This window comes from Pelosinus sp. IPA-1 (assembly GCF_030269905.1).
In the GTDB taxonomy this organism is placed as follows: Bacteria; Bacillota; Negativicutes; order DSM-13327; family DSM-13327; genus Pelosinus.
Genome location: NZ_BSVC01000008.1, coordinates 176,795 through 200,830, shown reverse-complemented (window position 1 = coordinate 200,830; position 24,036 = coordinate 176,795). Strand labels below are relative to the sequence as shown.

Genomic DNA, 24,036 nt, shown 5'->3' with positions numbered 1-24,036 from the left:
TCATAAACACTAAAGTCTGGACCTATAAAACTTCTCCAAAACTGGCCCTTTCAAAATTGTGATCTGCATTGTCTAATAAAAACATAGTTTTTGCATACAAGGAGGAATTCTCTAGTGAAGTATCAATCTAAACATATACAAAAGAAAAAATTTGAATTCTTATCGGTGAGGCACTATGTTCGTATTAAATGAAAAATTAAAAACTCCTTTATACACCCAGCTCTACGAGCAAATTAGGGTTCAAATTTTAAGTGGTCATCTTTCTCATGATACAAAGATTCCGTCCAGCCGTAAACTTTCAAATGACTTACAAATTAGTCGTACTACTGTTGAAATGGCTTATCAACAACTCTATTCTGAAGGATACATTTACTCCAAATCGCGGGTTGGGTATTATATTGAAGCACTGGACTTAGACAGTGCCTCTACTCCTCTAGAATCAGCAGTTATTCCAACGGAAGTTATACAGCCAACAAATATACAAGGGAAATATGACCTTCGGTATGGCAAACTTGATCCAAAACTTATTCCCTTCTCACATTGGCAACGACTTATCAATAAATGTATTCGGGAAGAAAAAGATAATCTCACCGATTACGGGGCGCCCAATGGTAATATTGGCCTCCGCAAAGAAATAGCAAGATATTTGCATGACTATCGAGGTGTGAAATGTAGCGTTGAGCAGATCATTCTTACTTCCGGAACACAACATAGTCTTACCTTAGCTTGTCAGCTGCTAAAAGAAAAAACTGATAGTATCGCAGTAGAAGATCCTGGTTTTTTCGGTGCCCATTCCGTCTTTGCTAATGCCGGATTTACGATTCTACCTATTCCATTAAATCATCATGGTTTAGCTGTCAAAGTGCTTGCTGCAACAAAAGCTGGAGCAGTCTACGTTACCCCTTCCCATCAATTCCCGACTGGCCGCATCATGCCAATTACTCGACGACTGCGTCTCGTTGCTTGGGCACGTACCAACAATACCTTCATTATAGAAGACGATTACAGTTCTCATCTTCGTTATAACGTTAAACCGATACAATCCCTGCAAAGTCTAGCATCAGACAAAGTCATTTATATGGGTAGTTTTTCGAAATCTTTGTTACCTTCTCTGCGAACTGCTTACGTAGTTCTGCCTGAGCAGCTTATTGAATCATCTCGCACTCTGCAATCTGGTATCCCCTCATCTGTTCCCCATATAATACAAAGATCACTGGAATATTTTATGCAAGAAGGTCATTGGGAACGTCACCTACGAAAGATGACACGACAGTTGAGGAAGAGACATGATATACTAATTGGATTTCTTAGAACCAAATTTAAAGATCATATTTCCATTTCCGGAATGAATGCCGGAGTTCATCTTCTTGTAGAGGTAGATTGCCTTGCTTCGGAACAGGAACTAATTGCAGCAGCTGGGCGTAAAGGAGTGCAGATACGTTCCAGCGGCAATCTTTGGATGAGCCAATCAAAAGAAGGAAAAGTAAATGTTTTGCTTGGTTTTAGCGCGCTCTCTCCAGAGCTCATTCCAAAGGCAGTACAAGCTTTATATAATGCTTGGCTACCATACCTTTGCGATAAGCCTTTGTAATATGACTAAAAACATGTCCACTTTCCGAAAATATACTAGGTTACCTAAAGGTATTCTCCTTCACACCTGGCAACAAATCATAAATCGACCTGCCAATCTTTTGTTCAAATCCTGCCTTATTTTCAAATAGTCGCCTCCACTTGGCCGTAGTATACTTAGTCGTGCCATATCGCAGGGCAACATCCACCAATCTTTTTTCCAGTAGGCAAAATCCGGTAGGAAGTGCTAGGCAATCACATAACTGAATAAGCCGATCATATTCATTATAATCAATCGATGTTATGTAGGATTTTAAAAAATGTATTTCCTCTACTGAGCAATCCCACTTCCCAGGATAATCCTCTAATCCATTGAACCAAAATGTATGGGTAATACAAATCCTCGCAGCATCCTCATATCCTTGCTGTTGTAAAAAATGATATCCATCAAAAGAATGACGCAGATATGTTACCCCTGCCCGTCTGCCGATATCATGCAAATATCCCATCACATAGGCCACTTCACTATCAAGCTCAGGATGCACTTTAGCAATTGCCTCAGCAGCCTGGGCAGTAAATAAAGAGTGTGGGACCCAGTTCCCTGGATTGATTTTTTCTGCTTCTAGTAAGAACTGTTTAGCCGTATTCCTGTCGGGGATTTTCATAAATTTCCACCTCAAATTCAATCTGTACGAAAGCAAGATCTTGTTACTTTTCCCAAACTTGATTTATGATAATCCATTCAATAGATTTTGCTACACTTATCTTATCGAATAAATCAACATAACGATTTAAATGAGTCAGGGAACCATCCCTGACTCATTCCATTTTAACCCGCTTTTTTCGTTGTAGTTCATCTAGAATTCGAATAAAATATCTCTCCTGATTCTTCAAATACCTTCCTCGGGATCGATAACAGTATTTTGATTGACAGTATTTTTTTCAAATCTTACAGTTGTCCTTTTACTTGAAAGAACCATAGAATCGGCCAGTTCTCTAACTGAAATCTTGTCTTTTTGGAATACTCCTTCTAATATAGAACCTATATTACATCCTGCAACAACTTCCATATCATCATTATTGTTAGCAATTTCTACTGAAACTTTAAAGGGAGTTCCACCTAGGATATCGCAAATAAATAATACGCTGGAACCTTCATTTTCTTTCACCACATTTGCCATGTGTTCTTTTAATATTTGGTCTGTGTCGTCAACCATCAAATCGAGATAATATAAATCTCTATTTTGCCCAGCGAGGAGTTCTATTGAGCTTTTTAGCCCTGTCGCATAACTCCCATGGCCTGTTATTACTATAACTGTTTTCATCCTATAATATCCCTACCCCTGAAAGTAATATTGCTATCGCAAATGTTCCGAATATTAATAGTGGAGGGCTCAGCTTTTTCCTTAATAAAAACAACATAAATAACGTATATCCCATAGGTAAAATATTGGGGAAAATTCGATCGATAAAATCTTTTTGTATGGATAATATGTGACCATCACTTATGGAAACTTGAGTTGCAATATCAATATGTACATAGGAAGCTATCAATCCGCCTATAACTGTAACACCCAGTATGGTAGCAGCTTTTGTTATCATTTGCGAGCTTGTTTTTATCTTTTCAATTGCCTTTATCCCAAGGTTGTAACCTAAATGTGTCCATACAATACGCAATGCAAATATTCCTAAATACACAAGGAAAAATATAATGGGTCCTAACACACTTCCCTGTGCCGCGAAGGATGCACATACACCCGCCACAATTGGTAATACAGTAAACCAGAATATGGCATCACCAATACCTGCCAAGGGCCCAAACAACGCTATTTTTAATCCCTTTATTAAACTTCGATCTTCATTATTTTCTTCCAGTGACAGTAATAATCCCATTAATAATCCAGCAAAGTTAGTATTTGTATTAATAAAATCCAGGTTATTCTTCATCGCCTCTGATAGGCCTTGTTTATCACCTTTATATATCTTACTTAAAAAGGGTAACATGGCTAATGTAAATCCCCCAGCCTGCATTCTTTCATAATTAAAACTAGCCTGAAGGAAGGATGATGTTAACCCTAATTTTGTAATATCGCTTTTAGATAAAACCTTTCTAGATTCCTTCACTATAATCCTCTCCTTTCCTAGAATTATTGTGTACTATAGAAGCCTTATCTTTTGAATTATAGTATTCATACATTGCTAAAGCAGTACCGAGCAGCGCTACAGGTAATAAATTAGCGAATTTTACAAAGGACGCAATTACAAATCCGATGATTAAATAGGGAACGTATTGACCTTTAAGCATAACCTTTAGTAACATGCCGAATCCCACAGCTGGCAATATACCCCCGGCAATTTCAAACCCATGAGTGAGCCATTCAGGCATCGCTCCTACCAAAGCTTGCATAGAATCTTGAGCAACATAAGTGCTTAAAAACACTACAATTCCATAAGTTGCTGCCACAATAGCAGTCGTTAAGATATTCAATCTCCAGAAAGCTTTCACATTTGCTTCCTCTGCATACTGATCTGCTTTAACCATGAAAAATGAAAAACAAGAATAATAAAATAAAATTATATACTGCATTAAGAAACTAAATGGCAGCGCAAGGCCAATTGCAGTCTTTGGATCCACTCCTGTTGTATATGCAATTACCGTTGTCATCACACCTGCAAGAACTGGGTTTGGTGGTTGTGTCCCACCAGCTGGCGTTAAGCCTGCAAAAGCCAACTCTGTTAAGCTACCCGCAATCAAGCCTGTTTGTAAATCTCCAATGATCCATCCTGTTATGCTGCAAACAATGATCGGTCTAAAAATATATAAACTCTCAAGCCAGAAGTCAATACCTATAATAATCGACATGACTGCTAACCAAATTCCTTGGTCAAAAGTAATACTGTGCACAACATTTCCTCCTTACTCTATATTATATTTAATATCGCCCGGAGTATCTTGAATAAACACATTAACACCTTTTGCTTGCACATACTTTAACTCTGCTAAGTCCTTATCATCCACATAAACCTTTTTGGAGATTGCCCTTTTGCCTGGTAAAAAGTGCATATTTCCAACATTTACATCCTTAATCGGCACACCTCCATCCACAAGTTGTTTGACTACATTGGGATTTTTACATACGATAAATATTTTTTGTGATGGTGCTGCTTTGCTAATAACTTTGATTGTGTGCTCTACTGTAAAAAAGCGAATTCCTACACTAGAAGCCTCAGCCGTCATAGCCATTAATTGTTGCTGCAATGGATCGCCAGCGGCTGCATCATCAACGACGACTAGTAAATTTGCCCCTAAAGACGGTGTCCAGATACTTCCCACCTGTCCATGAACTAGCCTATTGTCAATCCGAGTTAATAAAATATTGGGTCCCACATCGTTTGCCTCCTTTATTAAATCCCACCATATACAATAGCAAGAAGCATGCCATTTAGTGTACCTCTCTGCTAACGCCTGTTATCATCAAAATTTCATTTCACTGGGCTATTAATTTAAACTCAAATTGGTTTCTGTTCTATTACACTATTAGCTCTTTCACTACTTTTTCCCAGTGTATATGCCACTAGTTTCTCTCTTCATTTTAATAGCTCTCTCGTAAGCTAGCGATATTATCTCATGCAAAAAACATGACAAACGTGCTGTTTGCCATGTTTCACATACAAAACTCTTTTACTCTTGCCTTTATACTATCATAAATAACCTTTATCTCAGAATTTGGTATCTCAATTTTGTAAAATTGCTCTATCGTACTAAATGCTTTTCGTATTAGTTTTTGAAATTGTGCATTACACTGCTCAGGATCTTGTGCGTCCTTGTATTTCACAATTGGTTCTTTGATTACTAATCTTTCTATCATACAACAGATATGTATATATAAACTTATTTTTAAGTTATTTTGGAGTTTAAACCCTAACCCTATCTCTAAAGTATATAGTGCCTGCTCCACTTGATCTAAAACTTTATCAGGGTTCAAGATTGTCAAATAATTTACTACGTTATATAAAGTAAAGGATTTAACAACTTCCCGATTAATGTGTTCTATTATTTCCTTATCTACTAGTTCACTTAATGCATTCGCTAAGACAACATCTCCCCTTTTCATAATTAGATCTTCTAAAGATATATACGGAATTTCTTCAATTCGCGGATCATCTGTTCCAATAATTAGCTTTATATTATATTGCCTAAATATGTAGTTCTCTTTTCCGCTCTCTTTTAATTTATCATAGTCATAAGCAATCACCACAACTTCCTCATTTACAAAACATCGATTCAACAAATCCTTTATTTTCATTGCAGTTCCGATACCTGTAAAACAAGTAGTTATGATAGCATCTTTCTTTTTCTTTTTTGAGGGGATATAACTATATCTGCATACATTTTTATCAACCACTTCCTTAGCGACTTGCTCTACTGGCTGAGAATTGATTATTCTATTGCCAACGTCCAGGGCTAATTGGGTAGAAATATTATTAATGATAACAATATCACCATAAAATTCTTCATCTATTTCTTTATAGACATTCTCTAGTGAACCCATATCTACTAAAATGACTAACCCTTTTGAGGTATCAATTGTTTTAATATAAGAATTTAGTTTCTTACCGATTTCAGCAGCGGATAGTTCAAAAGGCATGTCAAAGGCTTCAAAGATATATTTTCCCAGCATCCTATTTGCCAAGCTAGCGATGCTGCTTGCAGTACTGTATCCGTGAGCAATAATTACGGCATAAATGTGATCAAGGCTTAGATCTCTATTTATAGACCTTACATATAACACTATGTATAGAGTTACGGTCTTACTTAATATTAGGTTTAAATTATGTTCGATTGCTTCTATTAGATGATAAGCAATCTTATATTCCTTGGAGTACAATTTACTTAGATAATCGATACACTTATCAGTGTTGTCCTCATCTTCCTCATAGTTGTATTCTATAAAATAGGTCAGCAAATAGGTTAGGATCTGAACACTATTGCCATAATGTTTTATTCCATAATTGGATTGTATATACATCAAAGTATTTTCCACGATTTTCTCTATAGAATTGAAAATAACGGTATTTGTATTTCTATCTATCTCATTAAAAATGATATCGTCAATTAATTCATTAAATAGTACTAAGCTTTTATTAAAAAACTGATCATAATTCATTTCACAGCTTTGATAAGAATTTATGAGATTTATCATATTCATTGTTAAAGTTGCTGCTTTTTTTACATCTTTCGTCACATAACTAAACTCATTTTTATCAGAGCAGGATAATAACATGTCATTAAGATTCATTTGATTTAAAATGATGCCCTCATAATTATTGATAAGTTCTTTTGGTAAGTTATTGATGTTTATCCGAATGGAATTGTAACGTTTCTCGTTGTAAAGATTGAATGCATTGGCACAACTAAGTTTTATCGCATTACTTAACTTACCGATGTTGCCATTGACTTTGCTCTTTAGCAGGATATCAATGGCTTGATTGCTTACTGATATATCTTTTTTTATCGCTACCGATTCTTTCTTATAAAAATTATAGATTAGCTCTAATTTTTCTTTCATCGGACGCTCTTGGAATGTTGGGATTCTCACTACTAGGGGGATTCGCCGTAAAAAAGTTTGGAGAAAATTATTTTCGGGATCTTCTGTAGTTGCAAACATCATTCTCACTTTTGCATTTCTTCCCTTACCGGATTCCCCTACTCTGCGAAAAATACCTTGATCTAAAAATAAGAATAATTTTTCTTGCCCTGCGGGAGGTAATCTATGTATCTCATCTAGAAACAAAAATCCACCGTCAGCTTCTTCGATTAGCCCCATTCTATCATTATCGGCCCCTGTATAAGCTCCCTTACAATGTCCAAATAAAGTAGCTGAAAGTAGTTCTGGATTATTCGCATATTCAGCACAGTTAAATAAGATAAAGGGTGCGGTTTCTTTTATGACCATCATGGCTTTCGCATACTGAAATACTAATTGAGCTAAAAAGCTTTTGCCTACACCTGAGCTTCCAACAAGTAACAAAGGAAGTCCATTCGGCGGATAAGACACGGCAGATTTACACTGTTCTATCACATACCTAAGGCTACCATCGAAGCCAATTAATACTTTAAATACTTCTCTATCTTCTGGAGCTTTTATAATGTCTAAATTTTCCGAAAAATATTTCGCTACTAATTTTAATTCTTTCTTTCTTTTCTCGTATATTTCTTTATTGATAAAATATACGGGTCTCGTATTAATCTTTGTAGCCAAGCCTTCTTTGTTTAATTGATTTAACAGATGACTGACTATGTTCCTCTGGATTCTAAGGCTATCGGCAATGTCTGTTGCCGTTATCCCATATTCCTTTGCACCATCCATTGCAAGAGAATGCTCTCTTAATGCTATAAAAACCTTTTCTTTATTTGTCATGTAGAATCACCTCCGATCTTGTTTTTTTGCTCCCTATATAAAGACGTTGCGTATTATTACAATATACTCCAATTCGAATTAAATCCCTGCATCTCCCAATATGGTTTATAGTGCCTCTGCGGCAAGGAATCCACTAATAAGCTACCATTCATTTTTGTTGTATTTAATAAAAAAGCCCAACAATTATTCCTTAAAAGGATATTAATTGTTGGGTTTATATCGTTATCAACATAGGAAATGTTGGTATTAAGGGTTTCGCTACTCTATTGCACCTTGAATCGTATCATACTCCTCAGAAAAAATTTTTTCTGGATCTAATATAATTATCATTCGATCTTCAATTTGACCAATTCCTAAAATATAGTTAGCATTATGGCTATTGATAAAATCAGGTGTTAATTGAATTTCGGTGTCATCCAATTTGACAATGTCCGTTACCTCGTCTACAATGCAACCGGTGGTTGATCCATTCACATTCAGCATAATAAACTTACTTTCTTCCATTATTTCTTTTTCTGGCAAATTAAATTTTGCTCTAAGATTAAATATATAATTCACGCTGCCACGTAAGTTTATCATACCCTCGATCCCACTACCAGTCCCCGGGAGTGATCTTATTTTAAACTTTTTTGCTCGTAGAATACCATTAATAGAAGAAATATTAATACCATATTCTTCATTGTCTAGTGCAAACACAACTAATTGTATGCTCATAAATTGCGTCTCCCTTCTATGTATCCCTATTACATTTCGTTGGCAAGATTGTTTAATTGCTCAGTAAGACTGGTAATTTCTTCCACACTTGCTGTTACTTCTTCGATAGCTGCAGCTTGTTGCTCAATTGTCGAAGTCGTTTCATTTCCCATACGAACCGTTTTATCTACAGAAGCTTTTATAATTGTGGTTAAATCTCTTATTTTACCTACTGTCTCTTTCGAATCAGCTGAAAGCTTTCTTATCTCCTGCGCAACGACACCAAATCCTAACCCAGCCTCACCAGCCCTTGCCGCCTCAATAGCCGCATTTAAGCCTAACAGCCGAGTTTCATCAGCAATATCCTTAATAAAATCCATTACCTCATCAATTTTTCCGGTGACTGTATTTACATTTTTAATTTCACTATTTAAAGTGACCTGATTAGAATTAATGTCTGTGGCGGAAGCTGCCAATTGTTCCATAGTTGCAGATACCTGATGCAAACCATCATTAAGCGTTTCAACAGTAGCTTTTAATTTTCGTTGTTGATACGCTGTCTTCGACATATTATTAGCCACAATAAATAATACATTTGCGGCTGATTCGATGCTTTCTCTCGATAATTTCCTAATTTCCTGTACCGCTTCCACGTAACCGTCTTCATCTACGCCAATTTCTTGGGCAATTTTGCGATACTTGCTATCATTAGGGACATCTGTTAATACTTGTCCGCCTAAAATAGTCCCAATCTGTCGACCTTCTAACATGATCGGTGCTGCAAAATCAATTAAACCAGCATGGCACTCATAAATTACTGGCTTGCCAGTCCGAGCCGCTTCTTCGCCACCTTTACGATGTGACTCCGCACAACGCTTGTCGCCACACTCTGTAGAATGTGTATAATCCATACAAAATCGAGTATAACTGCTAGGCTTTGTAACCGGAGTACCGTCAGGATCAACTGTTACACTCGCTAAACCAACCCCTTTAGCAAAATCATCTTGGAACCGTTGTAAGAATTCTAGATCGATAACATCCGCCAATTTCACTTCACTTAAATCTAATTCATTAGCATTTTTTTGATTCATTTCAAATTCCCCCATATATTTTATTGGGATAAAGTATTCAATATTCAGAATATTCTACACCAATACTCAGATTCCTCTTAAAAGTATTCGTTTTTCGACAAATTATACTATTTTTTTCATCTTTTACCTGGATGGCTTAATTTCTGAAATCCATCTTGGTTTACTAAATTCCAGTTTTATATTATGGCAAACAAAGGACTTAGAAGCATTAACCGAGTGCTTCTAAGTCCTTTGTTTGCCAGAGTTGTGATTTATTTCATGTTATCTTTAACAATTCAATATTTCCTTTGATCTTAAAATTATCTAGACATGCTGGAATCAATACAGTTTCTCCAGCATGTAAGAATTCGATAGTGTCCTTATATATAATCTCGCCCGTACCTGCTGTTACACAGTATATGATAAACTGATTATTTGTCTTTTCGATTTTTTCACCCTGAATCATCATTTTTTCCATGTTAAAATACTGACAATGAATACTATTACTCTTAAAACTACAACCAGGCTGTTCTTTAAAGTTAATGACTTCAATGGCTTTTTTTATATGCAGCTCGCGTTTTTTTCCATCATCACCAACTCGATCATAATCATATACACGATAGGTGGTATCCGAATTCTGTTGTACTTCATAGACCATAACTCCTTCAAGCAAAGCATGAACCGTGCCTGCAGGCACAAAAATCATATCGCCAGGTACTACTGGCTCTACTTTCAGTGTTTCATCAATATGATTCGATTCTACCGCTTTAATAAAATCTGCTTTAGTAATATTTTTTCTAAGACCATAAACAATTCTTGCATCTTCTTTGGCATTGATCACATACCATGCCTCTGTTTTGCCGTCTTCTCCTTCAACTTGATAGGCATATTTATCCTCAGGGTGTACTTGAATGGATAATTTGTCATTTGCATCAATAATCTTAATCAATAATGGAAAGTAATTTTGATTTTTAAACTTTTTTCCCATTAATCTTTCTTTGAAGTCTACCATAAGTTCATTTAATTTTTTACCCGCCAAATTCCCATTTATTACAATGCTAGTGTCACTATCATGATCCGATATTTCCCAGCTTTCTCCTATACAATCGCCAGGCAACTGCCTGCCAAAAACTTTCCCTAAGTTATTCCCGCCCCAGATTCGCTCTTTATAAATTGGTGTAAACTTTAATGGATACATAAATTATCCCTCCCCATTAGATTATGAATGAACCATTAATTTTTCCAATAGAACTTCTACTTCTTTCACTTCGCCACGCAATCCTTCTAGGAATTCTGGCTTATCCATTTGCCTGCATAAATTTCTAAAAATATATTTACTGTTTTCCATATCCTGCTCAGTAATACATAACATAAAAATAAATTCTACCTTTTCTTTTTTCCACCTCATCGGGTGTTGAAGTACAGTAAGGGAAATACAAGATTGTTTTACTTTGTTGGCGTCTCCATGGGGAATTACAATTCCCCTCCCTACTTCTGTAGACATCATATTTTCACGCAATAAAACACTCTCTTTAAATTCACTTGTTACATATTGCTTATCTTCCAGGCTATCACATATTTCGAAAATAAGTTCTTCTCGGCTTTGATTTTTTTTACTTTTAAAGAAATATTCTTTTTTCATGATATTTTTCTTGGATTTATTTTCTAAGGAATCTATAAATTGCTCCACTTTCCTAATATCGTTTCTCGTAAACAATGGACTGATAACCAGTATGGGATGATTAATTGTTAGCGGTACTGTAGATATGATAATCTGGGTATTTTTGAGTATTTCGTCTTTAAGCTCTGTAGAGGATATGATTCCTATAATTTCAATTTCTTTAAAAGACCGTCGGAGCCGTTCTGATAGGAATTGAGAAGTACCAATTCCACTATGACAAACTACTAAGGTCTTAATTTTTTTTATATTCCTCTCCACTGCAGCTGCAAGATGTAATGTAATATAGCCTATTTCCGACTCTGGAATTTTCACATTTAAGTATTTTTCAAAAATTCCGCTACTCAACCAGGCAACTCCAAATATATCCGAACAATTTGTTTTTATATCTTCTAATATAGGGTTTCGTAAACTCAAACCATATTTTAATCGATTGACGGTAGGGCGTAAATGCAAAATAAGCCCATTCATTAATGCATTGTCATCGTTCAGATTAATATGCAATGTTTCACTAGCAATAGCGATAATGTTTTTAGCTATTTCTACGACAATTTCCAACTCTTCTGCATTTTCGAAAGGAACATTCAAATCAACTAAATCTTTTTCATGCATTTTACTACCTAAAATGTGCAAAGTGAGGTAACCTATCTCTGTTTCAGGAAGCACTACCTTAAATGCTTCCTCTATTTGTAAACCCATCTTTTTCGCATATAAAAATTCTTTGGTGTCTTTTATACTGTTGGCGATTTCATCAGATAAAAGGATCTTTCTTTCGCTATTTATCCTTTTTATCGCAATTGCAATATGGCTGATTAAACTAATATATGCCTCTTGAGAAAAGCGAAATTGCAATTGCATTTCCAATTCATTTACAATTTTCTCTATTTTTGCATAGTCAATATTAATTAGTGCTTTTAATTGCCTCATAGAAAAAAAGTCGATTCTACCATGCCATTCCTGACCTAAGGTTGCTTTTGCCTTATCTGTTTCCTTACCAAGTAAAATGATACTAGAAATTGCTTTTCGATAGTCTGCTTCTTTTCCCGAAATTTCTATTTGGGCATTTTTTTTCTTAACGATTTTTAAATTATAAGCCTTAATCCATTCTTCAACATGCTTTAAGTCATTATGAAGGGTTGTGATGGAAACAAATAATTCTTCGGCGAGACCATAAGAAGTGACTTCTGCCCCTTCCATAAAAAGCTTTTCTAATATGTAGATTTGTCTTCCTTCAGGAGAATATGGTTCTATATAACTCATATCTCTTTTAATGGTTTGCAGTAAATTTACCTTGCTTTTTTCGGCACCGTCTATGCTTGTCCCTACCCCTGTTTTTTTTACTAACTTTAAGCCTTCTCGTTCTACAATTTCTTGTAACTTTATAAAATCATTACGAATTGTTTTATTGGATACTTTAAGTTTGGAAGCTATTTCGTCAACAACAATAGGTTTTTCACTTTCTAATAAAAGCATGGCAATTTGTATTACACGTTCCATACCTTTCCTCCTTATATAGAGAAAAGAGCCGGTATGTTCCGTCTCTTTACTTTATATACAAGTCTATTCTCTGGCTTTTTACCTTCTACTATGAAAGTTTATTACACTTACGTAGTAGAAGCAAGTTATTGTTTCTTTTTGGCTAACGCTTCCGTAATCTTATCAAATAATGTGCTTGTATTTCTAATGGCATCCCCAATATTAACATTCGCAGTTGGGATTCCACTAAATCTTTCACGCCCTTTAATTGCTACGTCCTTCGTTAATATAACAAAGTCCACACCAACTAAATCTTCCGCTTGGATCTGGTTTTCCACACCGATCGAACCTTGCGTTTCTACTTTAATTTTAATACCTCTTGCTTCAGCTTCCTTTTCAAAAGCTTCTGCCGCCATATAAGTATGAGCTACTCCTGAAGGGCAAGATGTAACTGCTACAAATTTCATAATCTTTTTCTCTCCTAATATTTTTTGCATCATAGCCTATTAGAATTCAATATCTACATTTATATCCTCGTTTTCTTTTACTGCTTGTTCCTTTTCAGAAACCTCATCTTTATTTCTACTTTTTAAAAAATTAACAGTTAATGCAGTTGTTAATGCTCCCAATACAGTCGCAAGCATATATCCCATTTTCCCTTCTACAACAGGAAGAACAATCCATCCACCCCATGGAGCATGATTTAAAACACCCATGGAGAAAGCAACAACATTTCCGACAATCCCTCCTGCAACAATAGCTGGAATGACTCGGATTGGATCAGCTGCAGCAAAAGGGATTGCCCCTTCAGAAATGCCGATAAGTCCCATTATTAAGGCAGCTTTTCCTGATTCTCTTTCTTCTGGCGTATATAATTTGCGAGATATTAAAGTGGCTAACGCCATTCCTAAAGGAGGAGTACAAATTGCAACGCCAACTCCCCCCATTAAGTAAGGGTGATCGAAAACAAGAGTTTGCGCGAAAAGAGTAGCTACCTTATTGATAGGACCTCCCATATCGAAGGCTGTCATACCGCCTAAAATCGCACCGAGAGTCATCTGCGAGGCACCTTGCATGGAAGTCAGCCAACTATTTAAACCTGCCATTGCGTTAGCAATTGGTTGTCCAATTACCCACATTACAAGACCGCCAGTAACAAAGGTACCAACGATTGGAAAAATAAAGATAGTAGATACGGAGCTTAAATTTTTAGGTAATTTTATTTGTTTTAATGCTTTTACAGTATAACCTGCTATAAATCCTACAATAATTGCCCCTAAGAAACCTGCTTTATATTGATTGGCGATAAAAGCACCAATCATACCTGGAGCTAATCCTGGGCGATCTGCAATGGAATAGGCAATATATCCGCCTAAGACAGGAATAAATAAAGTAAGTCCAGCAATCCCCATATTTGATATGTCTTTTAGTATACCAGAATCCGGCACCGCACCCTTACCAGATAGCATAACAGCCAAAGAGAGAAGAACACCACCCGCAACGATGAAAGGGATCATATGACTGGTGCCCGTTAAAAGATGTTGTTTTGCACGAAGCAATGCTTGTGTCATTATTTGCCGCCTCCTTAATTTTTGTAGATCCTGTTTTGCTTTTCTATTGATTGGTAAATAAGTGAATTACTATTTACAGTGTAAGCCACTGGCCTAAGATAGGATAGTTTCTAATATACTGCATACTTTTCCCTTATCTTCCGTCTCCAATATTTCTTTTCTAAATTCATCATGCATCAATTTTCTAGACAAGGCTGCTAATATTTTCAAATGCTGATTAGAGTCTGCCTGTTTAGGAACAGCAATTAAAAATACCATATACACTGGCTTATCATCTACCGCCTGCCAGTCCATCCCTCCTCTACATTTCCCGAATGCCACAGTAGGGACTTTTACAGCATCACTCTTACCATGAGGAATAGCTACACCAAATCCTATTCCTGTGGTAAAAGTCGCCTCTCTCTCTTTAACAGATTTAATATATTCCTCTTTATCAGTCAAACGCCCATCCTGGTTTATTAAATCCGCCATGTACTCCATTACTGCATCTTTGTTAGAACGTTTCAAATGTAGATCAATAACATTCACATTTATGATGTTATCCATGCTTTCACCTCCTAATTTCCAATTTACATAGTTAGCTCTTTTCTGACTAAATAGTACCATAGTCTCGAATTACCGTGCGCCATTTTTGTTACCACATTAATGTGGCAACCTCTCCATTCAAAAAAAAGTCTGAACCCCTTAAATGGTTCAGACTTTCTGACTAACTCTTCTTCTCACAAAATTAAATCACACAGATTTTTTTAATTTTAAGTTTATAGACCTTTACTAGCTATTTGGTTAAATGATATGGTATCGTCGATACTACAACCTTTTCTTGTAGAATCAAACGCGTTCGTAGGATGAATCCCGTCTGATTATGGAGAATGCGATGCCACCACTTTTTGGTTTGAAATTCAGAAATGAGCACTGAGATAATGTCTTCCCTATTGGTCTCTTTACGTAGGCTTTCAATAAAGCGAATCAGCGGAGTAGTCGTCAGCCTATAGGGGGAATAGATCATTGTTAAAGGGATATCGGGCTGCCATTGCTTCCACTGCTCCTCCACCTTTTGTCCAGACTCCTCATTAAGTGCTACATGTACTGCAATAACGTCTTTACTAATCATCTGCGCATAATGCAAGGTTTCCACAACAATACGCGTAGGGGTGGCGACAGGAATGACTACAATATTTTTTCCAAGTCTAGGCTCACCAAAATTCGCGGTAAGCTCTTCCTTGGGAAGGCGAAGTTGTTCACTTACGTCATTATAATGAATGCGTATAAGTTTAAAAATATAAATCATAGTCGGTATAAAAATTAATACAATCCACGCCCCATCAGAAAATTTACTAATAGCAATAATAAGAACAACCAGTCCCGTTATACTTGCCCCGAAAGCATTAATCGCTACGCGCGTTGCCCATTGATGACCTCTTTTTCGGTACCAATGAACGACTAACCCCATTTGCGCAATGGTAAAAGAAAGAAACACGCCTACGGCATATAGGGAGATAAGATGCTCCACATTTCCACGAAAAACGTATATTAGTACTCCAGCCATCCCACTTAGTAGGATGATACCATTGGAAAAACTAAGACGTTCTCCCCGATTACCAAGATATCGTGGCATGTACCCATCCCCTGCCATCAAAGAAAGAAGAGGGGGCAATCCATTATACGATGTATTAGCCGCAAGATAGAGTATAAGCATTGTACTTATTTGTATATAGTAATAAAACCAATTCCGAGCAAAAATATTTTCCGTTAACTGAGATAGCATAGTTACATTTTCTATAGGTAGTAGGTGCTGATGCAAAATTAAAAAAGATATACCAGCAGTCATCACCCCGAGAATACCTGACATCCAGTACGTAGTAGTTATGGCGTTGTGTACCTCCGGTTCTCTAAATGTCGGTACTCCATTCGATATCGCTTCAATCCCGGTCATAGAACTGCAACCATTAGCAAAGGCACGTAAAACCAGGAACAAAACAGTCCAATCCAGTGGTGCCCGCACCGCTGACGCCGCAGGTAATAAGGTCGCTGAACTAGTAAATGCTTGATATAGCCCGAAAATAATTAACGCCAAAATTCCAACAATAAATAGATAGGTAGGAATAACAAATACATTAGCTGACTCCTGGACACCTCGCAGATTGATAAGCATCAATATGCCAAATAGTACTAGAAGATTTATCAATATCTCGTATTCAATAAGACTTGGAAAAGCGGAGATTAAGGCTGCAGTTCCAGAAGAGACACTTACAGCTACTGTCAGAACATAATCTGCAAATAAAGACGCCGCTGCAATCAAAGCCGGGTATTCGCCCAAATTGTGAAGTGCAACGGAATAAGACCCTCCACCTCCCGGATTTGCTCTTGCAACCTGAGCGTATGAAATGGTGACCACCGTAAGGAGTATTAGTACTGCAATTAGAACATAAGAAAAATAGCCATAAACTAGCAAACCAGAAAGTGCGAAGGTTAACGCAATCTGTTCAGGCCCATACCCTACAGAAGACAACGCATCTGAGGAGAATATAGAAAGTGCTTTCCATCTTGGCAGTTTTTGGTGAGTTAACTCTTTGTTATGTAAAGGCCGCCCAAAAAGCATTCGCCGAATTTTTTTTATCATAATAAGACCTCTTTCTAAAAATTTGATCTTTTTATTATGCGCAAAAATCTTATTATCTATTTACCATTCAATTACGTATAGAAAAAAGGAAAAGAAAGTACTGGTAATTCAATACTTTCTTTTCCTTTTATTTATCAAGAATAACTTAAACTAATTCACCTTAGCTCTCCCTTACATATTCACCGTGAATTGGTACTAGGGCAAACCAGGTATTGGGCCGCTTTCTGCGCATAGTTAGGCGGTCATATCTTTGCCTAGCTTGACGGAGACTTCCACAAGTTTTTGTTAAACAAGTTCTACCGAAACGAACGTAAATCCCCCAAGATATATTCATAGTATGTACCTCCTTGTCGAAACGAATTACTCATAGAAAAGTTGCAATCAACATAGGAATATGATTCTATTATATCATTTTACAATCATATTGTCATAACAAATTTACATAATACTATAACCCGCACTCTCCCTGCTTGTCTAATATACTTAATAATTTGGTGATCAAACCGTAAGGAGTAGTATTCTCGCCTCAGAAATCCCAATCTTACTACAGCCGCAGATCTACTTCGCCGTGCTACGATATATCATATTTTTTAATTAAATACCGCCTCCCATATAGCATACTCTCTATACAGGAGGCAGTTGGAGGAGGCATTTTTGGATATTACTGCCAGAATACTTGTCGTTCTATCTAATACTATATATTTCTAATCCAAACCGTCATCTCGCCGCTCGGTTGCCGATTTCCCCATAAATAGTAAGGAACCGCCTGAATATTTACTGTCCTGGTTTGGCATTTTTCTGAACTATACAGTTTATCTCCCCATCCTTCATTGTCAGACCGTCTAGCATCCCCTTTAATTATAACTACTCCTCCAAATAAACCTTCCTGAAATTCTGACTCTAGCTTAGACTCAGACGGTAGCATAATACTCCACAAATCGCTGCCATTATCAGTCTCTTCTAGGCAATAAACAAGTGGACCGCGCTCTATTGCCACTTTACCAGCGATTTCTCTAACTTTTGGATGAGCATATGTCAATTCGATGGGCATATCAAAATTCAAATTAATTTGGTCACCATTCATCCACTTCCTAGTAATCATAGCATATCCTTTATCAATCACTACATTATCAACTATTTGACCATTAACAATAATCCGCTGCTTTTTGCACCATCCTGGAATCCGCAAAGCAATCGTAATGTTCTGGCTTTCTTCTATCTTTAATGAAATAGTAACTTCACCACTCCATGGATAATTGGTCTGCTGCTGTAGTACAACAGGTTGCCCATTAATCTCGAATGCCCCTTCACTGCCGATATATAAATGAGTATAAATAGTTGAAGATCTTTGCGAATATACATATTGCCCCAAGGAGGCAATTAACCGAGCAATATTAGGTGGACAACAAGCACAGCCAAACCATTCTTGCCTTTGGACCTGAATGTGCTCATGGTCATGGCGATTTTCTGCTACTTCCGGGATCACTTCAAGAGGATTAACATAAAAATATTTTTTCCCATCCATCGATATACCACTCAATGCTCCGTTGTAAAGTGCCCGTTCCATCACATCGGCATAACGATGATCAGGACTCAGTAACAACATCCGCTGTGCCCAAAATATCAAGCCTATTGCAGCACAGGTCTCTGCATATACCCTGTCATTCGGCAAATCGAAATCAATGGTAAATCGTTCCCCATGCCCCTGGGAACCCAAGCCGCCCGTTATATACATTCGGCGCTTAGTAGTGTTATCCCAGAGCTTTTCTAAAGCAGCTGACAACGACTCATCTTTTGTTTCTTTAGCCAGATCTGCCATAGCGGAATACAGATACATTGCCCTAACGGAGTGTCCTTCCGCGGTTGTTTGAGCGCGTACCGGTGCATGGACCTGATGATAGTCTAGATCGAACCATTTTGTCTTAGATAGATGACCAAAAGTTGGCTCATCTTTCAAAAAACATGGCTGCTTACCGCGCTCATCGATAAAATATTGACTAAGCCGCAGATAACGTTCCTCTCCCGTTGCCTGAAACAACCTCATCAACGCCAGCTCAATCTCTTCATGCCCGCAATATACCTTCATTTTCTCATCGTGTGCCCCTATCACCGAATCGATATAATCCGCATAACGGGACATGATAGTTAGAAACTTCTTTTTCCCTGTGCTGTTATAGTACGCAACAGCTGCTTCCATTAAATGACCTGCACAATAAAGTTCATGACCAAAAGAAAAATCGGTCCACCGTTTTTCCGGTTTCGCTACCGTAAAATAAGTATTAAGATACCCATCTTGACGCTGCGCCCTTTCCATTAGTTCAATTACTGAATCGATTTTCGCTTCCAACTTGGGATTTGGATGTGTATGCAAGCTGTAGCTGGCAGCTTCAATCCATTTTGCAACATCGCTATCCTGAAAAACCATGCCATGAAATTCACCAGTTACTTCTCCTGCTGCAATTCGGAAATTCTCAATTGCATGACTGGGTTCAGCGCCTGGAACGTTGTCATTTAAAGCATCCCACTGATACGGAATGACTTCTTTGGCAATACGTTCAGCCCTTCTGCTCCAAAATCGATCATTTAATCTAATATTTTGCAAAGAAATTGGATTATGTCTTTCTTCAGTCATAATACTCACTCCTAACTGGGTAACAAGACCCTACTCCACAATAATCCTTTTTTGTGTCTCTTGGTCAAAAAAGTGTACCTTATTCATATTAAACCCTATCTTCATACTATCTCCGATATTGCCAGTCATCTGGGTATTGAATTTTCCGATAATTGGTTGATCATTAAACAGCATATAGCAATAGCACTCCGAGCCCATTCGCTCTACAACATCAATTTTAGTTTCTACGCAATGCTCCGGAAAGTTTTCCAAAAAAACAAGTTCATCATAGATATTCTCAGGACGTATGCCCATAACCACTTCTTTATTGAAATAAGCTGGGTCGATTTTCTTTTTCATACCGTGAGGAATCGATAATTTGTAACTGCCAATATAAACATACAATTGATCATTTTCCAGTACAAACCGTCCATTGATAAAATTCATTTGCGGACTGCCAATAAAGCTGGCAACAAACATATTGACCGGCTGATCATAAATACTCTGCGGCGATCCAACTTGAAGTACAACACCGTCTTTCATCACAACAATCCGGCTCCCCATTGTCAAGGCTTCGGTTTGGTCATGAGTGACATAAATAAACGTTGTCTGCATTTTTTTATGCAGTTTAATTAATTCTGTCCGCATATGCACCCTTAGTTTTGCATCCAAATTGGAAAGGGGTTCATCCATAAGAAAGACTTTGGGTTGGCGAACAATCGCTCTTCCTAGTGCCACGCGCTGGCGTTGACCACCTGATAAAGCCTTAGGTTTACGGTCTAGCATACTTTCAATACCTAAAATAGCGGCAGCCTCCCGTACCCGACCGTCAATTTCATCTTTTGGCATCTTCCTTATTTTTAAAGCAAAAGCCAAATTTTCATATACCGTCATGTGAGGATACAAAGCATAGTTCTGAAACACCATGGCAATATCACGATCTTTAGGTTGCACGTCATTTACAAGCCGATCATCGATATATATTTCGCCTGAGGAAATTTCTTCTAAGCCAGCTATCATCCTAAGTGTTGTCGATTTTCCGCAGCCGGAAGGACCAACCAAAACAAGAAATTCTTGATCAGGAATCTCTATACTACAATCTTTTACCACTGCATTCCCGCCAGAATATACTTTATTAATATTCTTTAGCACTACACTTGCCATTTTCGTCTTTACCTCCTTTATATTGCGTTGTATCTATTCTTTAACTGCACCGTTAGTTAGACCTGCCACGATATACTTTTGCAATACAACAAAGATTGCTACAACAGGTAAGGCCAACAAAGTGCCATATGCCATGATTTTGTTCCATTGGGTACCATACTTGCCCATAAAGTTGTATATCCCTGCTGTCATGGGTCTTGCTTCTGGCGTACTGATAAAAGTAAGAGCATAAGCTAAATCGCCCCAGGCAAACAAGAAAGAAAACGCTGCTGCCATGATTAATCCCGGATAGGATATGGGTAACATGATTTTTATAAAAGCCATAAATGTATTGCATCCGTCAATCTTGGCTGAATCCTCTAGTTCCTTAGGCAAACTGAGAAAATAAGTACGTAAGATGAGTATCACAAAAGGTATGGATATGGTAGCGTCTGATAACGCCGGAGCCAAATAGGTATCGAGAATCCCCAAGTTTTTATAAATCAAAAACATTGGCGTCAGGATTAAAGTTACTGGTAACATCTGAGTAACTAAGAACAACATGATGAATATTTTCGTCGTTCTCATAGGAAACCGCGCCAAACCGTAAGCGGCAGGTACAGCCAACAGGATGGACAGCACCATGGAAATGGTCGCGATCAATAAACTATTGCTAAATGAGTTTAGGATATTGTTCGGTCCGATAAGTTGTTCCGTATAGGCACTAAAAGTAATATTGTGAGGAATAAAGGTCGGAGTCAATGCGAAAATTTCTACATCTGTTTTCAGTGAACTAATTACAATCCAATACAAAGGGAAAAGAAATATAACACCAACAACAATAGCGATAAGACATAAAATGTGATTCTTCTCTTTTTCTTTCAAGACAATTTTTTTCAATGTATCACCTCATCCTTGCGAATCAATTTGAGGTAACCAAGACTTACAATAAACAAAATGATAAATAAAACATTGGCTACTGTCGCGCCCTTACTAAATAAGAATTGGGCAAAGGACAGCTTATAAGCAAATGTCGACATAAGTTCTGTGGCATTGACCGGCCCGCCACCTGTAGCAACAAAAACCAAGTCAAATACTTTAAATGTATAAATGAAACCAAGGATTACTACTGATAATATAGCTGGTCGCAATTGGGGCAGAGTAATGTAAACAAATTTTTGCAACGAACTAGCACCATCTACCTCAGCGGCTTCGTACAAGCTTTTGGAAATATTACTTAATCCTGTAGTTAAAAGAATCATGTTGAAGGGTATTCCTACCCAAGAGTTAGCTAATATCACACCCCAAAGAGCTGTAGAGTTATTAATTAGCCAGCCGATCGGTTGGTCAATCAGATGAAGATTGAGAAGCAATTCATTGATGATACCCCCACTTGGGCTTAACATGAATTTGGAAAGCAAGGCAATCACCGTCATAGGGATCATCCATGCGACCACTAGCAAGCCGCGCATAGGTTTGGCTAGCGTGAAATCTAAATTGAAAAACAGCGCCAACGCAAAGCCGATAACAAACTGAATAGAAATACTTCCTATGGTAAACAGCAGGGTATTCCAGATGCTAGTCATCATAGTAGGATTATTAAAAACATCAATATAATTTTGCAAACCGACAAACTCCTTGTTCTGCTGTCCCAATGTCATGATATCAACATGATATACACTCAAAATGAAATTATAAATAATGGGGTAGCCTACAAACGCCAGCATAAATAGGAGTGCTGGCAGGACAAATGCAAAACCTTTTCTTTCTGATCGAAAGTATTCACTGCTATATTTTATTTTCACAATTCATGCTCACCGCCTTTCGGTTTTTAGTAACAAAGCGCCCATATCGGCGCTTTGTTACTCATCAATTTAATTGCCCTTTAAGATCTTCTCAGCCTTAACTTGCGCATCACGGGCTGCTTGTTCAGGTGTTTTTTGACTTGTAAGACTCTCTTGCAGCGCGGTATAAATTGCCTCTGAATATTCAGGCCATTTAGCATGTGGACCGCGCGGCATAGCGTACTGCATTTCATCGACAAACACACTCATAATAGGATCATTTTTAAGTTTCTGATTACTTTCAGCCAAATCTTTTCTGGATGGTATATAACCCATAAGATCCAACATAGCACTCAAATTACCTTCACTCAGGGCAAATTTCACAAATTCCCAAGCTTCAGCCTCATGATGCCCTTTAATAATACTAAAGTTCTCACCACCTAAACACGATGCCCATACTTTATCTTTAGGTATTTTTACAACAGAAAATTTCAGATTTGGTGCATCGGCTTTTACTGGCGCAACATTCCACGGTCCATTAATCATCATGGCAGCTTTTCCAGTTGCAAATTGTTTTTCTACATCAGCCTGCGTCCAGTTTATTGATTCTTTACTCAATGAACCATCATTGACTAATGTCGTAAGAAATTGAAATGCCTTTATACTCTCTGCACTATCCAGTTTGTCATAATTCCCCCCCGAAGATATCAGCCATGGTAAGAATTGAAATGTACCTTCTTCGTTCTTCAGATCACACATGGCAAAGCCATAAACGCCGTCCTTGCTTAACTTTTTAGCTGCTACCTGCAGTTCATCCCAAGTTTGCGGCGGAGCAGTAATCCCTGCAGCCTTAAACATGTCTTCATTATAATACAGTGCTATGTCATTGCTTCCCAAAGGGACTCCATAGTACTTATTATTATAGAGATTGGATTTCAAAGGTCCTGGGTAATAAGCATCCTTTTTTATCTCGGGAGCATTTACCTTATCTGTCACATCTGCCAATATCCCCATAGCAGCGAAGGAAGGTGTATCAGGATTATCCAGTATAACAATATCAGGTAGTTTGTCAGCAACCAAACCAATGGTAAGCTGCTTTAAGAGTTCAGCTCTTGGAGCGTATTCCATTTTAACTGTAATTTTATCCTGAGAAGCATTAAATTTTTGCGCCAACTCTTCCATTGTCTTCTGTTGCAGCGCCCCGTCATAATAGTGCCATAAGGTAAGGTTTACTTTCTCTGATTTTTTACCTTCCGTGGATGCATTTTTAGCGGTATTACTGCCACAACCGATAACCAGCATCGTTGTAAACACTACTAAAGCTATGCAAGTTATTACTTTCCAATATTTACCCATTCCCTTCACTCCTCTTACTGTCCGATTTACCAGTATTTCATGA

General features: G+C 37.4%; 21 protein-coding genes. 1 reads left to right on the top strand and 20 read right to left on the bottom strand.

Going from position 1 to position 24,036, the window contains the following annotated elements; genetic code table 11:
- The first annotated feature begins 175 nt into the window (after positions 1 to 175).
- A complete protein-coding gene (gene pdxR, locus QSJ81_RS19815; protein ID WP_285719071.1) occupies positions 176 to 1,591 on the top strand; it encodes a MocR-like pyridoxine biosynthesis transcription factor PdxR in 1,416 nt (471 codons plus the stop codon).
- 40 nt (positions 1,592 to 1,631) lie between these two features.
- On the opposite strand, the gene QSJ81_RS19810 is transcribed toward pdxR, so the two are convergent.
- The 20 genes from QSJ81_RS19810 to QSJ81_RS19715 form a co-directional block, all read right to left on the bottom strand.
- Positions 1,632 to 2,234, bottom strand: coding sequence for an HD domain-containing protein (locus tag QSJ81_RS19810; protein ID WP_285719070.1), 603 nt, complete (start codon positions 2,232 to 2,234; stop codon positions 1,632 to 1,634).
- Positions 2,235 to 2,459: 225 nt separating this feature from the next.
- Positions 2,460 to 2,894, bottom strand: a complete 435-nt coding sequence (locus tag QSJ81_RS19805; RefSeq protein ID WP_285719069.1) for a PTS sugar transporter subunit IIA domain-containing protein — start codon at positions 2,892 to 2,894, stop codon at positions 2,460 to 2,462.
- A 1-nt stretch (position 2,895) separates the two neighbouring features.
- Complete coding sequence (gene agaD, locus QSJ81_RS19800; protein WP_285719068.1) at positions 2,896 to 3,693, bottom strand: PTS galactosamine transporter subunit IID; 798 nt, start codon at positions 3,691 to 3,693, stop codon at positions 2,896 to 2,898.
- The gene (gene agaC / locus QSJ81_RS19795) at positions 3,680 to 4,474 is read right to left on the bottom strand and encodes a PTS galactosamine transporter subunit IIC (protein ID WP_285719067.1); all 795 of its coding nucleotides are present in this window, start codon (positions 4,472 to 4,474) and stop codon (positions 3,680 to 3,682) included. The genes agaD and agaC overlap by 14 nt, the downstream gene beginning before the upstream one ends.
- 12 nt (positions 4,475 to 4,486) lie before the next feature.
- Positions 4,487 to 4,957 carry a PTS galactosamine transporter subunit IIB gene (gene agaB, locus QSJ81_RS19790; RefSeq protein WP_285719066.1) on the bottom strand — a complete coding sequence of 157 codons (471 nt, stop codon included), beginning with the start codon at positions 4,955 to 4,957 and terminating at the stop codon, positions 4,487 to 4,489.
- Positions 4,958 to 5,234: 277 nt separating this feature from the next.
- Positions 5,235 to 7,991, bottom strand: coding sequence for a sigma-54-dependent transcriptional regulator (locus QSJ81_RS19785; protein ID WP_285719065.1), 2,757 nt, complete (start codon positions 7,989 to 7,991; stop codon positions 5,235 to 5,237).
- 258 nt (positions 7,992 to 8,249) lie between these two features.
- Positions 8,250 to 8,705 carry a chemotaxis protein CheW gene (locus QSJ81_RS19780; protein WP_285719064.1) on the bottom strand — a complete coding sequence of 152 codons (456 nt, stop codon included), beginning with the start codon at positions 8,703 to 8,705 and terminating at the stop codon, positions 8,250 to 8,252.
- A gap of 29 nt (positions 8,706 to 8,734) precedes the next feature.
- Positions 8,735 to 9,775 carry a PocR ligand-binding domain-containing protein gene (locus QSJ81_RS19775; RefSeq protein ID WP_285719063.1) on the bottom strand — a complete coding sequence of 347 codons (1,041 nt, stop codon included), beginning with the start codon at positions 9,773 to 9,775 and terminating at the stop codon, positions 8,735 to 8,737.
- A 256-nt stretch (positions 9,776 to 10,031) separates the two neighbouring features.
- Positions 10,032 to 10,952 (bottom strand): type I phosphomannose isomerase catalytic subunit, encoded by a 921-nt coding sequence (locus QSJ81_RS19770; RefSeq protein WP_285719062.1) that lies wholly within the window; start codon positions 10,950 to 10,952, stop codon positions 10,032 to 10,034.
- Positions 10,953 to 10,973: 21 nt separating this feature from the next.
- Positions 10,974 to 12,929: a BglG family transcription antiterminator gene (locus QSJ81_RS19765; protein WP_285719061.1), complete on the bottom strand. Its 1,956-nt coding sequence runs from the start codon at positions 12,927 to 12,929 to the stop codon at positions 10,974 to 10,976.
- Between the two features lie 125 nt (positions 12,930 to 13,054).
- Positions 13,055 to 13,375, bottom strand: a complete 321-nt coding sequence (locus QSJ81_RS19760; RefSeq protein WP_285719060.1) for a PTS fructose transporter subunit IIB — start codon at positions 13,373 to 13,375, stop codon at positions 13,055 to 13,057.
- A gap of 39 nt (positions 13,376 to 13,414) precedes the next feature.
- Positions 13,415 to 14,479, bottom strand: coding sequence for a PTS fructose transporter subunit EIIC (locus QSJ81_RS19755; RefSeq protein ID WP_285719059.1), 1,065 nt, complete (start codon positions 14,477 to 14,479; stop codon positions 13,415 to 13,417).
- A gap of 93 nt (positions 14,480 to 14,572) precedes the next feature.
- Positions 14,573 to 15,025, bottom strand: a complete 453-nt coding sequence (locus tag QSJ81_RS19750) for a PTS sugar transporter subunit IIA (protein WP_285719058.1) — start codon at positions 15,023 to 15,025, stop codon at positions 14,573 to 14,575.
- A 229-nt stretch (positions 15,026 to 15,254) separates the two neighbouring features.
- Complete coding sequence (locus QSJ81_RS19745; RefSeq protein WP_285719057.1) at positions 15,255 to 17,099, bottom strand: APC family permease; 1,845 nt, start codon at positions 17,097 to 17,099, stop codon at positions 15,255 to 15,257.
- Between the two features lie 160 nt (positions 17,100 to 17,259).
- On the bottom strand, positions 17,260 to 17,433 hold the full coding sequence (locus tag QSJ81_RS19740; protein WP_285719056.1) for a hypothetical protein: 174 nt from the start codon (positions 17,431 to 17,433) through the stop codon (positions 17,260 to 17,262).
- Between the two features lie 360 nt (positions 17,434 to 17,793).
- A complete protein-coding gene (locus QSJ81_RS19735) occupies positions 17,794 to 19,731 on the bottom strand; it encodes a glycoside hydrolase family 127 protein (protein ID WP_285719055.1) in 1,938 nt (645 codons plus the stop codon).
- A 30-nt stretch (positions 19,732 to 19,761) separates the two neighbouring features.
- A complete protein-coding gene (locus QSJ81_RS19730) occupies positions 19,762 to 20,874 on the bottom strand; it encodes an ABC transporter ATP-binding protein (RefSeq protein ID WP_285719054.1) in 1,113 nt (370 codons plus the stop codon).
- A gap of 33 nt (positions 20,875 to 20,907) precedes the next feature.
- The gene (locus tag QSJ81_RS19725) at positions 20,908 to 21,753 is read right to left on the bottom strand and encodes a carbohydrate ABC transporter permease (RefSeq protein ID WP_285719053.1); all 846 of its coding nucleotides are present in this window, start codon (positions 21,751 to 21,753) and stop codon (positions 20,908 to 20,910) included.
- Complete coding sequence (locus QSJ81_RS19720; protein ID WP_285719052.1) at positions 21,750 to 22,478, bottom strand: carbohydrate ABC transporter permease; 729 nt, start codon at positions 22,476 to 22,478, stop codon at positions 21,750 to 21,752. The genes QSJ81_RS19725 and QSJ81_RS19720 overlap by 4 nt, the downstream gene beginning before the upstream one ends.
- 249 nt (positions 22,479 to 22,727) lie before the next feature.
- Positions 22,728 to 23,993, bottom strand: a complete 1,266-nt coding sequence (locus tag QSJ81_RS19715) for an ABC transporter substrate-binding protein (protein ID WP_285719051.1) — start codon at positions 23,991 to 23,993, stop codon at positions 22,728 to 22,730.
- Positions 23,994 to 24,036 lie beyond the last annotated feature (43 nt).

Excerpts from the sequence above, each read along its gene's own strand:
- pdxR (WP_285719071.1), top strand. The coding sequence starts at position 176 with ATGTTCGTATTAAATGAAAAATTAAAAACTCCTTTATACACCCAGCTC.
- QSJ81_RS19810 (WP_285719070.1), bottom strand. The coding sequence starts at position 2,234 with ATGAAAATCCCCGACAGGAATACGGCTAAACAGTTCTTACTAGAAGCA.
- QSJ81_RS19805 (WP_285719069.1), bottom strand. The coding sequence starts at position 2,894 with ATGAAAACAGTTATAGTAATAACAGGCCATGGGAGTTATGCGACAGGG.
- QSJ81_RS19785 (WP_285719065.1), bottom strand. The coding sequence starts at position 7,991 with ATGACAAATAAAGAAAAGGTTTTTATAGCATTAAGAGAGCATTCTCTT.
- QSJ81_RS19780 (WP_285719064.1), bottom strand. The coding sequence starts at position 8,705 with ATGAGCATACAATTAGTTGTGTTTGCACTAGACAATGAAGAATATGGT.
- QSJ81_RS19775 (WP_285719063.1), bottom strand. The coding sequence starts at position 9,775 with ATGAATCAAAAAAATGCTAATGAATTAGATTTAAGTGAAGTGAAATTG.
- QSJ81_RS19770 (WP_285719062.1), bottom strand. The coding sequence starts at position 10,952 with ATGTATCCATTAAAGTTTACACCAATTTATAAAGAGCGAATCTGGGGC.
- QSJ81_RS19765 (WP_285719061.1), bottom strand. The coding sequence starts at position 12,929 with ATGGAACGTGTAATACAAATTGCCATGCTTTTATTAGAAAGTGAAAAA.
- QSJ81_RS19760 (WP_285719060.1), bottom strand. The coding sequence starts at position 13,375 with ATGAAATTTGTAGCAGTTACATCTTGCCCTTCAGGAGTAGCTCATACT.
- QSJ81_RS19755 (WP_285719059.1), bottom strand. The coding sequence starts at position 14,479 with ATGACACAAGCATTGCTTCGTGCAAAACAACATCTTTTAACGGGCACC.
- QSJ81_RS19750 (WP_285719058.1), bottom strand. The coding sequence starts at position 15,025 with ATGGATAACATCATAAATGTGAATGTTATTGATCTACATTTGAAACGT.
- QSJ81_RS19745 (WP_285719057.1), bottom strand. The coding sequence starts at position 17,099 with ATGATAAAAAAAATTCGGCGAATGCTTTTTGGGCGGCCTTTACATAAC.
- QSJ81_RS19740 (WP_285719056.1), bottom strand. The coding sequence starts at position 17,433 with ATGAATATATCTTGGGGGATTTACGTTCGTTTCGGTAGAACTTGTTTA.
- QSJ81_RS19735 (WP_285719055.1), bottom strand. The coding sequence starts at position 19,731 with ATGACTGAAGAAAGACATAATCCAATTTCTTTGCAAAATATTAGATTA.
- QSJ81_RS19730 (WP_285719054.1), bottom strand. The coding sequence starts at position 20,874 with ATGGCAAGTGTAGTGCTAAAGAATATTAATAAAGTATATTCTGGCGGG.
- QSJ81_RS19715 (WP_285719051.1), bottom strand. The coding sequence starts at position 23,993 with ATGGGTAAATATTGGAAAGTAATAACTTGCATAGCTTTAGTAGTGTTT.